This window comes from Enterococcus sp. DIV2449a (assembly GCF_051711225.1).
Classification (GTDB): Bacteria; Bacillota; Bacilli; order Lactobacillales; family Enterococcaceae; genus Enterococcus_D; species Enterococcus_D casseliflavus.
Genome location: NZ_JBIOME010000001.1, coordinates 2,654,170 through 2,667,805 on the forward strand (window position 1 = coordinate 2,654,170; position 13,636 = coordinate 2,667,805).

Below are 13,636 nucleotides of genomic sequence, written 5' to 3' on the forward strand. Positions count from 1 at the left end.
TTTATGCGTTTTGCATTGTCGATATTTTATCTTGCGGTGTCACCCGAGAACTGTTGGATGCCATGAAAATATCTTTGAATGCTTTAATGGTGTCATCTAACAAGCTTTCTTCTGGCAAGTCTTTCGTTGTCCGAATGGTTTCAAAAATCGTTGCTGCGTTTGCTTCGATATACTCAAATAATTCTGCTTCAAAGTCCAATAGTTTATTGACAGGTACACTATCAATGAATCCATGCGTCAACGCATAAAGAATCACGACTTGTTTTTCGACTGCCAATGGTTCATGTAGTTTTTGCTTTAAGATTTCAACGGTGCGACGACCGCGGTTTAATTTGGCTTGTGTCGCAGCATCTAGATCAGACCCAAATTGTGTGAAGGCTTCTAGTTCGCGGTAACTTGCCAAGTCCAAACGCAAGGTTCCAGCAACTTTCTTCATCGCTTTGATCTGTGCAGAACCACCAACCCGTGAAACGGACAATCCAGCCGCTACGGCAGGACGCACACCTGAATAGAACAGGTCATTTTCTAAGAAAATTTGTCCATCTGTGATAGAAATCACGTTGGTTGGGATATAGGCTGAGATATCCCCCGCTTGCGTTTCAACGAACGGCAGTGCCGTCATTGATCCGCCACCTAGTTCATCACTTAATTTCGCTGCACGTTCCAATAAACGAGAGTGCAAGTAGAAGACATCCCCTGGGTATGCTTCACGACCTGGCGGACGGCGTAGAAGTAGAGAAAGTTCACGGTAAGCGACTGCTTGTTTTGATAAGTCATCAAAGACGATCAAAACATGTTTGCCGTTATACATGAATTCTTCCCCCATTGCTGCCCCGGCATAAGGCGCGATGTAAAGCAATGGTGCTGGTTGTGAAGCACCTGCTGAAACAACGATCGTGTAATCAAGTGCACCGTAACGGCGTAATGTTTCTACTTGTGCACGAACCGTTGAGTCTTTTTGGCCAATAGCGACATAGATACAGATCATGTCTTGCCCTTTTTGGTTGATGATCGCATCGATCGCAATCGTTGTTTTCCCGGTTTTCCGGTCACCGATGACTAATTCCCGTTGGCCACGTCCGATTGGCACTAAAGCATCAATAGCTTTCAACCCTGTTTGCATTGGTTCCGATACGGATTTCCGTTGCATTACACCTGGTGCGGCTGCTTCAACTGGGCGTGATTTGTCTGTTTCGATCGGACCTAAGCCATCGATCGGTTGCCCTAATGGATTCACTACCCGGCCAATTAATGCATCGCCGACAGGAACTTCCATGATTTTACCGGTTCGTTTTACTTTGTCTCCTTCACGAATGGTTTCAAAATCACCTAGGATGATGATCCCGACGTCGTTTGATTCTAAGTTTTGTGCCATCCCATAAGAACCGTTTGAAAACTCAAGCAATTCTCCACTCATGGCATTTTCTAAACCGTGGGCGCGGGCGATCCCGTCCCCAACATATGTGACAGTACCGATTTCTTCTACAGAAAGTTCGTTCTGATAATTTTTAATTTGCTCTTTGATCAAGGCACTAATTTCTTCTGCTTTGATGGCCATCCGATTCACCTCTTATCTCTTGTTTATCTGCCGATTTTTTGTCGCAGATAATCCAGTTGGCTCTTAATACTACCGTCGATCACTTGATGATTTGCTTCAACGATGACTCCGCCTAAAATCGTTGGATCGACCGTTTCTTTCAATTGTGCCTGCTTGTACCCAAGCTTATCGGCGATTTGCTTTTCGATTTTGCTTTTTTGTTCTGCTGACAAAGCAACAGCCGTTGTGATCGTTCCGAGAACAAGACCTTGATATTCATCGTAACGACGTTCGTATTCATCAATGATCAGCAATAGATCATCCATGCGATCATATTCATAAACGATCTCTAAGAAATTTCTGACCAAGCCTTCAAAGCCCTTCAGCAATTGATCGACTAATTGTCTTTTTTCATGGAGATCCAAGCGGTTATCCGTCACGATCTGACCGAATGTTGGAATCTCCTGATAAATCTGACGCAAGGTCATTAATTCTTGGTAAACTTCTGTCAAGCGCTGTTCTTCCATCGCCAATTCGAACAAGGCTTTTCCATAGCGTTTTCCCACTGTGAATTTATCGAGTTTCATTAACTGAACCCAATCCTTCGATATATTGATTGATTAGGGATTCATGATTTTCGGGAGTCAATTCGCGTCCTAAGATTTTTTCTGCGATTTGAAGCGAAAGTTCTGCAACATCATCTTTCACTTCTTTTAACGCAGTTTCTTTTTCAAGGGTGATATCTGAGTTTGCTTTTTCTTTCAAACGAGCCACTTCTTCTTTGGTCTCGCTCAAAATATTTTGTCGACTCAATTCCCCGCTATCTTTGGCGCTCTTGATGATCTCCGCAGCTTCAGAATGAGAACGTGCCAATTTTTCTTGGCGTTCTTTTTCTAATTTTGCTGCATTCAAGCGTGATTGTTCCGCTGAATCCAAATCATTGGCGATTTTATCTTCCCGTTTTTGCATCATGCTGCTGATGGCATCCCATGCAAAATGTTTCAATAAGAATAGCAAAAGAAGAATTGATCCGCTGACAACGATAATATTGCCAAGCATTGGATTTTGAACTTCCGCTATAACCAACTGATTTAGCATAACGATTCTTCCTTTCTGAAAGTCATTGTTTCATTAGAAAAAAGCAAAAACGAGTGCAATTGTTCGTTTCTGCCTTTTCGTGCTTGTCTTATCGGAAGACTAATAGCAGCGCGATAACTACCCCTAGAATCGGTACAGCTTCGACTAACGCGACCCCGATAAACATTGTTGAACGTAGTTGACCTGACATTTCAGGTTGGCGTGCCATTGATTCGATCGTTTTTGCGATTACTTGTCCGTTACCATACCCTGCACCAATTGCTGCTCCGATAATTGCTAATCCTGCTCCAATAAAGTTCATTCTTTTTTCCTCCTAATTGTATGTCGATTCGATTAATGTTCTGCCACGATTTTGTGGCTCATAAATACCATGGTCAATGTAACAAATACATAAGCTTGGATCGCTCCAATAAAGAGTGAGAAGCCAATCCAGATCATTTCTAGCGGCATCACGATCGGTAATGACCACCAACCAAGACTAATAAACATGTTGGCAATCAATCCTAATAACACTTCCCCCGCGAATATATTTCCATATAAACGCAAGCCTAACGTGATGACATTCGTAAATTCTTCGATGATTTTTAGCGGTAATAAGAACCCCACCGGTTTCAAGTACGAATTGATCAAGTAATTTTTGAAGCCCAACGACTTGATCCCAAAGAAATGTGTCAAGGAAATAACCATAAGTGCGAGTGTCAGTGTAACAAACGGGTCTGCTGTCGGACTTTTCCATAAGGTAATGTCATCTGTCGTCACGATTTTTGTGACTAACCCGATCTCATTTGCCACAAACACAAAAAGAAACATTGTTACACCGAGCAAATGAAAGTTGTTCACTTGAGATCCTGGTAGATTGTCCGCTACGATACCGCGAACAAAGTCAATGACCCATTCAATGAAGTTCTGCTTCCCTTTCGGTTTCATTTGCAGATTACGTGTACAAATAAAGACCACCAAAAAAACAATAATACAAGAAATGATTGTCATCATAGCTACAGTTCCATCAAACCATATAGGACCGATATGAAACATAAGCGATTTATCTTCCAATCTTTCTCACCTCTTTTCCTGTCATCTCCAGAAAAAAATCTGGTGTTACAATGCGTTTCCTCTCATAACAATCGGTATCATACCACCACGAATGGAAAATTTCAAAGCATTTTCAAGAAAATTAGACAAAAAACTCACAATGCCAAAAATCCTAAATTAAATGAAAAATTCCCGTGTCGCTATGTGGAAGAAAAAGCCTGTTATATCAACAGCTTTCCCTTAAATGCTACCAAATTTAGCGCGATTTTCAAAGCAATAACCTCTATCGGATTCTAAAAGAAGTTCTTAGAAAATTAGAAATTTCTAAGAACTCGGTCAATTTGTCTTTCTTGATCTTTGCGTTTCAAGGATTCCCGCTTGTCATATTCGCGTTTTCCTTTCGCTAAACCAATCAAAACTTTGGCATAACCATCCTTGATATACACCTTTAACGGAACGATCGTCATGCCTGTATTTTTTGTTTCGCCAATCAGACGAGCAATCTGCTTTTTATGCAGTAACAGTTTTCTTGTCCGTAGTGGATCATGATTAAAAATGTTTCCTTGCTCGTATGGGCTGATATGCACATTGACTAAGAATGCCTCACCATTGCGAATGCGTACAAAGCCGTCTTTCAAATTGATCCGACTGTTACGGATCGCTTTGATCTCTGTTCCCTGTAAGACGATCCCCGCTTCGATCGTATCGAGGATCGTGTAATCATGGCGGGCCTTTTTGTTTTGGGCGATTAATTTCCCTTCTCCTTTAGGCACGGGCCATCCCTCCAATTATTTTTTCTTGATTCCTTTGTAAAAAGGTTTTTTCTTTTTCACTTTGCCAGCTTTCTTTGACTTGCCTTTACCGGTTTGTTCAAAGCGTTTCCCTTGTTTTTTCTCAGGGTTGTGTTGTTTTTTCCCGCGACGGTTCGCTTCATTTTTTTGATGGTTGTTTCGTTTGTTGGCTTTTGGTGCTTGCAGTTTTTCGACTTCTTCTGCTGCTACCAATTCGAAATCGATCTCTCTTGTTTCAGGATCAGCTTTCACGACTTTGATACGAACTTTTTGACCAATTTTAAAGGTCAAGCCTGTCCGTTCACCTACAAGTGCCAGATGGTTTTCCAAATAATGGAAGTAATCTTGCTTCAGATTATTGATATGGATCAGCCCTTCAATCGTGTTAGGCAATTCAATAAACAAGCCAAACTTAACGACGGAACTGATGATACCGTCAAACTCTTCTCCTACTTTATCGGCCATATACTCAGCTTTTTTAAGCGCATCGACTTCTCTTTCTGCATCGACTGCTCGTCGTTCCATTTGGGAGCTGTGCATTGCGATGTCAGGCAAGATTTCAGCCCATTTGTTTTGGTTGGCTTCAGAGACATCTTCACTGTAAGAACGAATCAAGCGATGCACGATCAAGTCGGGGTACCGACGGATCGGTGACGTGAAGTGGGTATAATCTTCCGCTGCCAAACCATAGTGGCCGACGTTTTCTTCTGAATACTTCGCTTGCTGCATACTTCTGAGCAGCATCGTATTGACAACCATTGCCTCTGGCTTATCTGCGACATCTTCAACCACTTTTTGCAGTTGTTTTGGTGAGATCGAGCCGTTGGTTTGTTTGACTACAATCCCTAAAGCAGAAGCAAAATCAAAGAAGCGACGCATTTTCTCTTCTTTTGGTTCCTCATGGATCCGATAAATAAATGGTAAATGCTTCCGATTGAAATGGCGCGCCACGGTTTCATTGGCTGCCAACATGAAGGACTCGATCAATCGTTCGCCGACGCCACGTTCTCGCAGAACGATTTCTTGCGGGTGTCCTTCTCCATCGACCAAGACTTTCGCTTCGCGGTCTTCAAAAGAAACCGCCCCACGTCTGATCCGCATCGTTTCTAACACGTGGTGCAAGGCGGCCATATCATGGAACATCGGTACTAGTTTCGCATATTCTTTGCTGGTTTCTGGATCATTGTCTTCAATAATTTGATTGACTGCCTGATAAGTCATGCGGGCACTTGTTTGAATAATACTTTGGAAAATATTGTAATCCGTGACGATCCCCTCTTGGTTGATCCACATTTCACAGCTCATGGCCAACCTTGGGACATTCGGATTCAACGAACAGATCCCGTTTGATAAACGTTGTGGGATCATCGGGATCACTCGATCCGTTAGATAGACACTCGTTCCCCGCTCAAAAGCTTCTTTGTCCAACGCACTGTTTTCTGTCACATAATAAGAAACATCTGCGATATGCACGCCCAAATAGAAGCTGCCGTCAGGCAATGCTTTTACCGTCACCGCATCATCCAAATCTTTGGCATCCGCTCCATCGATCGTTACGATCTGTTGATCTCGCAAATCCCGTCGTTCTGGAAAGTCAGCAGGATCGATCGTATCGGGTACTGCATCTGCCGCTGCCAAGGTTTCTTCCTCAAATTTTGTGGGAATCCCATTCGCCACGACGATCGATAAAATATCCATTCCAGGATCGTTTTTATGCCCCACAACTTTTGTGATCAACCCCTCTAAGCTTTTCGAATAGCCTTTTTCTGGATAATGGCTGATCTCAACGATCACGATGCTGCCGTCTACTGGACGAATTCCTTGGGCGCCGATAAACACCTTTAAATCGCTTAGTTTTTTATCTTTAGGTTGAACAACGCCATATAGATCCGATTCTTCGATCTCTTTTTCGTCAAATAATGTAAACTCGCCGACCAACTGACTGATGGCGCGTTGCTTGATTTCTACGACCTTTCCCTCTGCGCCGCGATCTGAAAAAGGATCGGCAACATGCACGATGTCTACAGCAACGGTATCGCCGTCCATGGCATAGCCTGTTGCTTCTTTAGGGATATAAATATCGTCTTCTTCTTCATCCAACGTGACAAAGCCGAAGCCCCGCTCGTTGGCACGGAAGGTTCCTTCCACAAACACTCGTTTCATTGGTAATTTCACTTTGCCTTTTTTGTTAAAAATCACACTGCCTTCTCGTTCCATCGCCGCTACTGTCTGGACAAGATTCTTAAAGTCTGTACTTTTTTGAAGTCCTAGACCTTCAGCAATTTCTTCCATTGAAAAACTTTTTTTACGGCTTTCTTCGAGAAACTGAATAATTTTTGTTTTAATCGTTTCTGTCATAACTCACTCTTTCCAAGCAAGTGTTTCTAAGAAAGCAAACACATCCTGCTCTAATTTTTTCCGTTCTGGTCCAACTGTCACCACATGACCACTTTGAGGATACCATTGAAGCGTATAGGGAACATGGGACAATGCCGCTGCGGTTTTGAAAACCGTCTGTGGATCGATCATTTGGTCCCTTCCTGCTTGCGCCAGGAAGATTGGGCGCTCGATTTTTCCTAAATGCTCGGCTGTGGTTTGTCCGACTGTTTCGATTCCTTGCAGTTGTTCTCTGACCTTGCGAGGGACTTCTGCCAATATTTCTTTTTGGGTCGCCTCATCTAAATCAGCGTAGGGTATGACCATTTCAGCATACTTTTCAAAATTGACTGGTACTTCGTTCTTGGTTTCAAATAACGGTGAGCAAAAAAGACCGCCGCCCATCAATGTTGGGTCTTGCGTCAAACGATCCATCGCTAAAATCCCACCCATCGAAAGTCCAAGAACGGCAACTTCCTCATAGCCTTTTTCTTTCACATAAGCAACTGCATCCGCAGCATCCTGCTGCCAAACAGTCATTCCTTGATTTAAGATATCATCTGGATTCGGTGTACCATGTCCAGTAAACATCGGTGTATAAACCGTGTAGTCTTTTTGTTCTAACGAACGACAAAGCATGCGCACATCGTTAGGACTGCCTGAATAGGCATGGAACAAAATGACCGCTCGTTTGCCGTGTTCAGCAAAAACCGGTTTTGGTTGATTAAATGTTTTCATGTTTCCTTTCACCTCACGTCCAATTCTACCATAGTTAGCAAGAATACTTCGACAAATGCGATCAAAATCTTCCCGTTAAAAAGAAAAAAACCTCTCTTTACGAGAGGTTCGCTAACAAAGTGATTAGTTTGATGAAAGAAAAGCCAAAATAAAGAGCAAGACCATCCAAACAAAACCTAAAATGGCCGTTGAACGCTGCATCACCGCTTCAAATCCACGGGCTTTTTGCTTACCAAACAATTGATCTGCACCGCCAGTAAAGGCACTAGCTGCACTATTTTGCTTGCTAGGCTGCATCATGATCGTAATGACCATTAAAATCGAAATAACGATCACAGCAGTTAATAAGATGTTATACACGTTAGCTCCTCCTTGCTTGCTAAAGTCGTCCTTTCCATTTTAGCATTTTCCGCTGGAAATTACTACTCTCTTTTTGTCATTGACCGTTGCAGGACGGTTTAAAAAAAGACTGTCCTTTCTGACAGCCTTTTTCTCATAAATCACTTTCGTTCAAATCAGCGAACGAGTACGTCATCGTATTCTGGTTTTTCTTTGAACTCTTTGACCGCAAAGGAGCAGACAGGCATAATTTTTTTCTCTTCCCGTCTTGCTTTTTCAACAACCGCTTTGAGTAATTTTTGCGCCAATTGCTGGCCGCGATAATCAGGATTAACGAAGGTGTGGTCTACTTCTAGAACATCATCTGGCGTTTCTTGCCATGTGATTTCTCCCACCTCTTTTTCTCCATCATACAAAGCAAAACGTTTATTTTCTTCTTTGATTTCCATTGCTTTCTTCCTTTCTATCAGACGATGTCTGTATTTTGTTTGATATTCTCAATGAATTGCAAAACGGTTGGCCAATATTCTGGTGCATCTTTAATTGCCTGTAAATGTCCCATATTCGCAAAGAGGACTTTTTGTTTCGGTCCAGCCGTTGCTTCCATTAAGGTATTGATCTCTTTTTCCGAAAGAAACGAATCTTTTTCTCCTTGTAAAAACAGCACAGGTAAATGGTTGCTGCCGACTTGTCGGGTCACCGAGATCTGCAAGAAGGGATAACCGACTAATTGTTTGCTATAGCGATTCGCTAAGCGCAAAAAGCGTTTGATCGGTAACCGAGAAAATTGCGGCAAGCTTGATCGGATCGCACTGTAAACAGACGTATAGCTGCTGTCTGAGATCAACCCAGCCACTTGTACCGGCATGACTTCTCCGCTAGCCAGCAGCAAGGTCGCAGCCCCCATTCCTAAACCATAGAGGAAGATTTGTGTTTGTGGGTCTTTTTCCAAAATCTTATCGATCCACAAAAGCAGATCCATCCGATCTAGCCACCCTAAACCGATCTCTTTGCCTTCACTGCGGCCATGTCCACGCAAATCAGGAACTAAAACATTGTAACCAGCAGACCAGAATTTCTCGGCCGCCTCTTGACAATCTGCTTGCCCATCACTGCGATACCCATGCAAGCAGATCACCCACGTTTTTGCACACTGATCAAAGACTTTCGCTGTTAGGATCAGATCATCGGCGGTCGTTACCGTACATTCCGAACCTTGTGCCCAAAAAGCCGAACTCTTTGTTGCGATCCGCTCTTTGTATGGAATCCCCAGTTTCTTTCTGCCTTCTTTTTCATACCATTCATTGTTTCGCATAATGATCGCCGAAACAAAATAGCGTACGCCCTTTTTCAAAACAGACGTGCGATATACATAGTACACCAAAAAACCAAAAATAAGCAGTAGTAGCAATAGCCAAACCATAGGATCCCCCCTTAATTTTAGTTTACCATTTACAATGGATTTCAGCCAAAGTTTTGTCGCATGTCTTAATTAAGTCCTATACTTTTAAAAAAACTTTGCCCTGACTTCTAGCAGAGAAGCAGGACAAAGTTTTGATTGGTTAACTATGTTTTCGTCGATAAAGTATCCCAACGCTTGTAACGAGTAAAATACTTCCAAGGATACTCCACACATAAGAAGAGCGCTCGTTTGTCTTAGGCAATCGTTTTTCAGTAGTCGCATGGTTTGCGTCATTCTTGTTGTCATCTTCCGGTTGTTTAGATGTATCTGGCTTTTTAGGTGATAACGGGACCTGCGGCTTTTTAGGATCACTCGGGGTTTTCGGTGTCTCTGGCCCTGTATAAGTGTTGACTAAGTTATAGCCATTTATTTTGGTGGTGTAATCTGGAACTTTTACTTCTTGGATCGTGTAGGTATAGGCTTTTCCTTCGGCATCGTATTTTGGCAGCTTATCAAAGCGATAGGTCCAGTTGCCTTCTTTATCTGCTTTTACGATTTGATTGTCGATCTCTTTACCGTTTTGCATTAATTCGACAGTAATACTTTCTGGTCGGATATTGAGCTGATTGTTGTTATCATTCCATGTTTTCGTACCTGAAACTGTTGTTGTTTCCGTATTGCGGTACGTATTGACTAGATCATAACCGTTGATTTCACTGGTGTATCCTGGAACATTTTCTTCTTGGATCTTGTAAGTATATGCTTTTCCTTCGGCGTCGTATTTTGGCAGCTTATCAAAGCGATAAGTCCAGTTGCCGTGGTTATCTGATTTTACGACTTGCTTGTCGATTTCCTTATCATTTTGTATCAGTTTGACAGTGATGCTTTCAGGACGGGTATTGAACTTATTTTCATAGTCATTCCATGTCTTTGTTCCTGATATTTCTGTCGTTTCGGTGTTACGGTAGGTGTTGACTAGGTCATAGCCATTTACTTTGGTGGTGTATTCTGGAACATTTTCTTCTTGGATCGTGTAAGTGTAGGCTTCTCCTACGGCATCGTATTTAGGCAGATTGTCAAAGCGATAGGTCCAGTTCCCATCTTTATCTGCTTTTACGACTTGCTTGTCGATTTCCTTATCATTTTGTATCAGTTTGACAGTGATGCTTTCAGGACGGGTATTGTACTTGTTGTCGTAGTCATTCCATGTCTTTGTTCCTGATACTTCTGTCGTTTCAGTATTGCGGTAGGTGTTGACTAGGTCATAGCCGTTTACTTTGGTGGTGTATCCTAGAACATTTTCTTCTTGGATCTTGTAAGTGTAGGCTTTTCCTTCGGCATCATACTTAGGCAGATTGTCAAAGCGATAGGTCCAGTTGCCGTGGTTATCTGATTTTACGACTTGCTTGTCGATTTCCTTATCATTTTGAATCAGTTTGACAGTGATGCTTTCAGGACGGGTATTGAACTTATTGTCATAGTCATTCCATGTCTTTTTTCCCGATACTTCTGTCGTTTCAGTATTGCGGTAGGTGTTGACTAGGTCATAGCCATTTACTTTGGTGGTGTATTCTGGAACATTTTCTTCTTGGATCGTGTAAGTGTAGGCTTCTCCTACGGCATCGTATTTAGGCAGATTGTCAAAGCGATAGGTCCAGTTCCCATCTTTATCTGCTTTTACGACTTGCTTGTCGATTTCCTTATCATTTTGAATCAGTTTGACAGTGATGCTTTCAGGACGGGTATTGTACTTGTTGTCGTAGTCATTCCATGTCTTTGTTCCTGATACTTCTGTCGTTTCGGTATTACGGTAGGTGTTGATTAGGTCATAGCCATTTACTTTGGTGGTGTATCCTTCAACGGGTGTTTCTTGAATTGCGTAGTCATAGGTCTGACCAGATTCGTCGGTTGTTGGTAGATCGGTAAATTCATAATGCCATTCCCCCTCTTTATTTGGGGTAACCGTTTTTGTTTGGAACACTTCACCGTTTTGCAGTAATTGAACCGTAATGCTTGTCGGACGGGTATTAAATTTGTTGTCATAATCGTCCCACGTTTTGGTTCCGCTGATTGTCGTTGTATCAAGAGACAGCAGGTGATTCATTGCAGCTAGTTTGATTATCGGTACAACCGTTTCATTGGCTTGAAGATCCCAGCGGTGGGTTTCCGCATTGACCAATACCGTATCAGCAATGATACTACCGTCAACATTTTGATGGACATCAACTGTATCACCAACAGCCAAAATCGTTCCTTGGAAGGGACTATTAATCGAAAGCATTTGATTTTCTGGCTGATTAATAAAATTCCATAGTATAACGGCATCATCAAAATCTTCTGTTTCATGACTATTGCGCGTCGTACCATCTGTATATTCTAGTTTGATTTGCGACTTGATATTAACGGTACTTGCTCCTTCAGTATCCACATTGATGAGTACAGGAGACGTGCCTTTTGTTAGCCCTTTGATGGTAATGGGTGTATCTTTTTCTAACTCTGTTTTTGAAAGAGTAACGACTACCTTTTGATCTTCCTCATCAATAGTGTCTGCCGAAAAGGAAATTGGTTTCTTGTCGATTAGATAACCGTCTGGCGCTTCTGTTTCAACAAAGGAATAGTCCCCTTCTGGAAGATCCGTTTCGATTACTTGTCCATCATCATTTGTGACCTCTTCATCAACCTCTTTATGTGTCTTTTTATTTTGAAGTTCGTAGACACCGTCATCAAGCGGGTTTCCTTGTTCATCCGTTAAGGTCAACACCACCTCTTGCGTATCATTTTCAGCACGGGCGGTATTAATGACCCGCTGATTATTATCAGTAAAATCTTTGGTTACACCGGGTGTTTGCGGATAGGCTCCTAGCCTTTCTGACGTCGCCTGTAACGTTGAAAATACCTTTTTAAAATCTATATACGGTTCACTTGCAGATTGATCTTGGAAAACTTCGGAAGTTTTCAAGTGATCCATTCTCTGTCCATTTACAAAAACGGCAGGTTGTTGATTTTGATCTGCTAAATCTACTGTGACTGATGGGCCAAAGACAACTTTGTTTTTTCTGCTATCAGTTCCTGACACAAAAGAAGAATTTGCGATCGTATTGACCTTTTGAATATAATTGATTTCTGTTGCCAACGAACCATCCTGAATACTGGTTCCAAAATTGACATTTCCATTTAGTTCTCCCACTGCTAAGTTTCCGTTCGTGTGGGTATTTAGCGTCGCATGGTTAGCAAAAATATGAAAATATTGGGCTTCTCCTAGAAGTGCGTCATCAACTTCTGGCACATCATTTTTAAAGCTGCCGCCACTTGATAGTTGTACAGCTGATGGCGCACTTACTTGTGTATCAGTCGTTGATTCTATTGCTGTTGATGCGGTAGTTGACTCTGCTTGTGGTTGTGGTTCGCTGCTTTTTGTTGCAGGCTGTTTTTCGGAAGCTTCTGTTTGTTCCTGACTGTCAGCAAGCACTGCTTCGGCACTCGTTGCTTCTGTGGATTGATTGTCAGGTAGAACAACTGCTACATCTGTTGTGTTGATAATGTCTTCTTTCACTTGTCCATTTTCTTCCTCTGCTTGAAGAAATGCGGATTTGATTGTCAATGTTTCAAGAGCTTTTGTTTGAAACGTTAGCGTCATTTGGCTAAAGGAGCTGCTAGTACTTTCTTCCATCAGCTGCTGTCTTTGCGGATCATATGTAAATGGCGTGCCGTTGCTTTGGATTGATTCTGGCAGAACCGTTCGTTCTCCTTCACTCAAGCTGAATGCCAGTTGATTAGCAGCAGATTGCTGATTCTTTTCTACCTCGATCGTCCAAGTGATTTCTCCTGTCGTAGGATTTGGTGATGAGGTCACTTGCGCTGTTCCTTTTTCATTTTGAAATAGGATTGTTTTAGGATTCTCCTCGGTGTCTGCATTGGCTGTGATGACTGATAATAAAGGCGCCAAATAGGATAACATAAGTAAGGACAGCATGAACATTGGGTAAGCTATTTTTTTCACATAAGTACACATTTCTCTTCCTCCAAACAACAAATTTTACTCAGGTGATTATCCTAATCGGAAAAAAGAGAAAATGCAAAATGACCCAAATTTTGATTCTGTGAGAAAAATGAGAGCAAAAACCGAAAAATGGGTCCTGCTCTCAAGGAAATTTGTGAAAATGAAATAGGATTTCTTTTGTTTGAAAAACAATAGAATATTTTTTTCATGATAAATACTCAAAATCCAGAAAGAATCTTTTGTTTGTGATAAAAGTTCTTTCATTGAAAACTCTTAAACACCAAGAGTGATTGGCTACTCGCTAAAATTTCACTTGTCAAAAA

The 13,636-nt window shown here is 42.0% G+C and carries 12 protein-coding genes; all 12 read right to left on the reverse strand.

Translation table 11 applies throughout. From position 1 onward, the window contains the following. Window position 1 precedes the first annotated feature (1 nt). Entirely contained in the window at window positions 2–1,558 is a 1,557-nt protein-coding gene (gene atpA, locus IGI76_RS12665; RefSeq protein ID WP_005228708.1) for a F0F1 ATP synthase subunit alpha, read from the reverse strand. A 23-nt stretch (window positions 1,559–1,581) separates the two neighbouring features. Further along, window positions 1,582–2,124 (reverse strand): F0F1 ATP synthase subunit delta, encoded by a 543-nt coding sequence (locus IGI76_RS12670; RefSeq protein ID WP_010749797.1) that lies wholly within the window; start codon window positions 2,122–2,124, stop codon window positions 1,582–1,584. After that, window positions 2,111–2,635, reverse strand: coding sequence for a F0F1 ATP synthase subunit B (gene atpF / locus IGI76_RS12675; RefSeq protein ID WP_005228706.1), 525 nt, complete (start codon window positions 2,633–2,635; stop codon window positions 2,111–2,113). Before atpF ends, IGI76_RS12670 begins: the two co-directional genes overlap by 14 nt. Window positions 2,636–2,723: 88 nt before the next feature. After that, a complete protein-coding gene (gene atpE / locus IGI76_RS12680; RefSeq protein WP_005228705.1) occupies window positions 2,724–2,936 on the reverse strand; it encodes an ATP synthase F0 subunit C in 213 nt (70 codons plus the stop codon). Window positions 2,937–2,968: 32 nt separating this feature from the next. Beyond that, window positions 2,969–3,688: a F0F1 ATP synthase subunit A gene (atpB, locus tag IGI76_RS12685; protein WP_008380872.1), complete on the reverse strand. Its 720-nt coding sequence runs from the start codon at window positions 3,686–3,688 to the stop codon at window positions 2,969–2,971. A gap of 293 nt (window positions 3,689–3,981) precedes the next feature. Then, complete coding sequence (smpB, locus tag IGI76_RS12690; protein ID WP_008380870.1) at window positions 3,982–4,440, reverse strand: SsrA-binding protein SmpB; 459 nt, start codon at window positions 4,438–4,440, stop codon at window positions 3,982–3,984. A gap of 15 nt (window positions 4,441–4,455) precedes the next feature. Continuing rightward, a complete protein-coding gene (gene rnr, locus IGI76_RS12695) occupies window positions 4,456–6,816 on the reverse strand; it encodes a ribonuclease R (RefSeq protein ID WP_231434761.1) in 2,361 nt (786 codons plus the stop codon). 3 nt (window positions 6,817–6,819) lie between these two features. Then, complete coding sequence (locus IGI76_RS12700) at window positions 6,820–7,572, reverse strand: alpha/beta hydrolase (RefSeq protein WP_074536100.1); 753 nt, start codon at window positions 7,570–7,572, stop codon at window positions 6,820–6,822. 123 nt (window positions 7,573–7,695) lie between these two features. Beyond that, entirely contained in the window at window positions 7,696–7,932 is a 237-nt protein-coding gene (gene secG, locus IGI76_RS12705; protein ID WP_005228700.1) for a preprotein translocase subunit SecG, read from the reverse strand. A 155-nt stretch (window positions 7,933–8,087) separates the two neighbouring features. Further along, window positions 8,088–8,360, reverse strand: coding sequence for a GNAT family N-acetyltransferase (locus IGI76_RS12710; protein WP_015510184.1), 273 nt, complete (start codon window positions 8,358–8,360; stop codon window positions 8,088–8,090). 17 nt (window positions 8,361–8,377) lie between these two features. Beyond that, window positions 8,378–9,334 carry an alpha/beta hydrolase gene (locus IGI76_RS12715; RefSeq protein ID WP_231434763.1) on the reverse strand — a complete coding sequence of 319 codons (957 nt, stop codon included), beginning with the start codon at window positions 9,332–9,334 and terminating at the stop codon, window positions 8,378–8,380. 139 nt (window positions 9,335–9,473) lie between these two features. After that, entirely contained in the window at window positions 9,474–13,325 is a 3,852-nt protein-coding gene (locus IGI76_RS12720) for a Cna B-type domain-containing protein (protein ID WP_333718667.1), read from the reverse strand. Window positions 13,326–13,636 lie beyond the last annotated feature (311 nt).

Coding starts and splice junctions, on each gene's coding strand:
- IGI76_RS12715 (WP_231434763.1), bottom strand. CDS start 9,334: ATGGTTTGGCTATTGCTACTACTGCTTATTTTTGGTTTTTTGGTGTAC.
- IGI76_RS12720 (WP_333718667.1), bottom strand. CDS start 13,325: ATGTGTACTTATGTGAAAAAAATAGCTTACCCAATGTTCATGCTGTCC.
- atpA (WP_005228708.1), bottom strand. CDS start 1,558: ATGGCCATCAAAGCAGAAGAAATTAGTGCCTTGATCAAAGAGCAAATT.
- rnr (WP_231434761.1), bottom strand. CDS start 6,816: ATGACAGAAACGATTAAAACAAAAATTATTCAGTTTCTCGAAGAAAGC.
- atpE (WP_005228705.1), bottom strand. CDS start 2,936: ATGAACTTTATTGGAGCAGGATTAGCAATTATCGGAGCAGCAATTGGT.
- atpF (WP_005228706.1), bottom strand. CDS start 2,635: ATGCTAAATCAGTTGGTTATAGCGGAAGTTCAAAATCCAATGCTTGGC.
- IGI76_RS12700 (WP_074536100.1), bottom strand. CDS start 7,572: ATGAAAACATTTAATCAACCAAAACCGGTTTTTGCTGAACACGGCAAA.
- IGI76_RS12710 (WP_015510184.1), bottom strand. CDS start 8,360: ATGGAAATCAAAGAAGAAAATAAACGTTTTGCTTTGTATGATGGAGAA.
- IGI76_RS12670 (WP_010749797.1), bottom strand. CDS start 2,124: ATGAAACTCGATAAATTCACAGTGGGAAAACGCTATGGAAAAGCCTTG.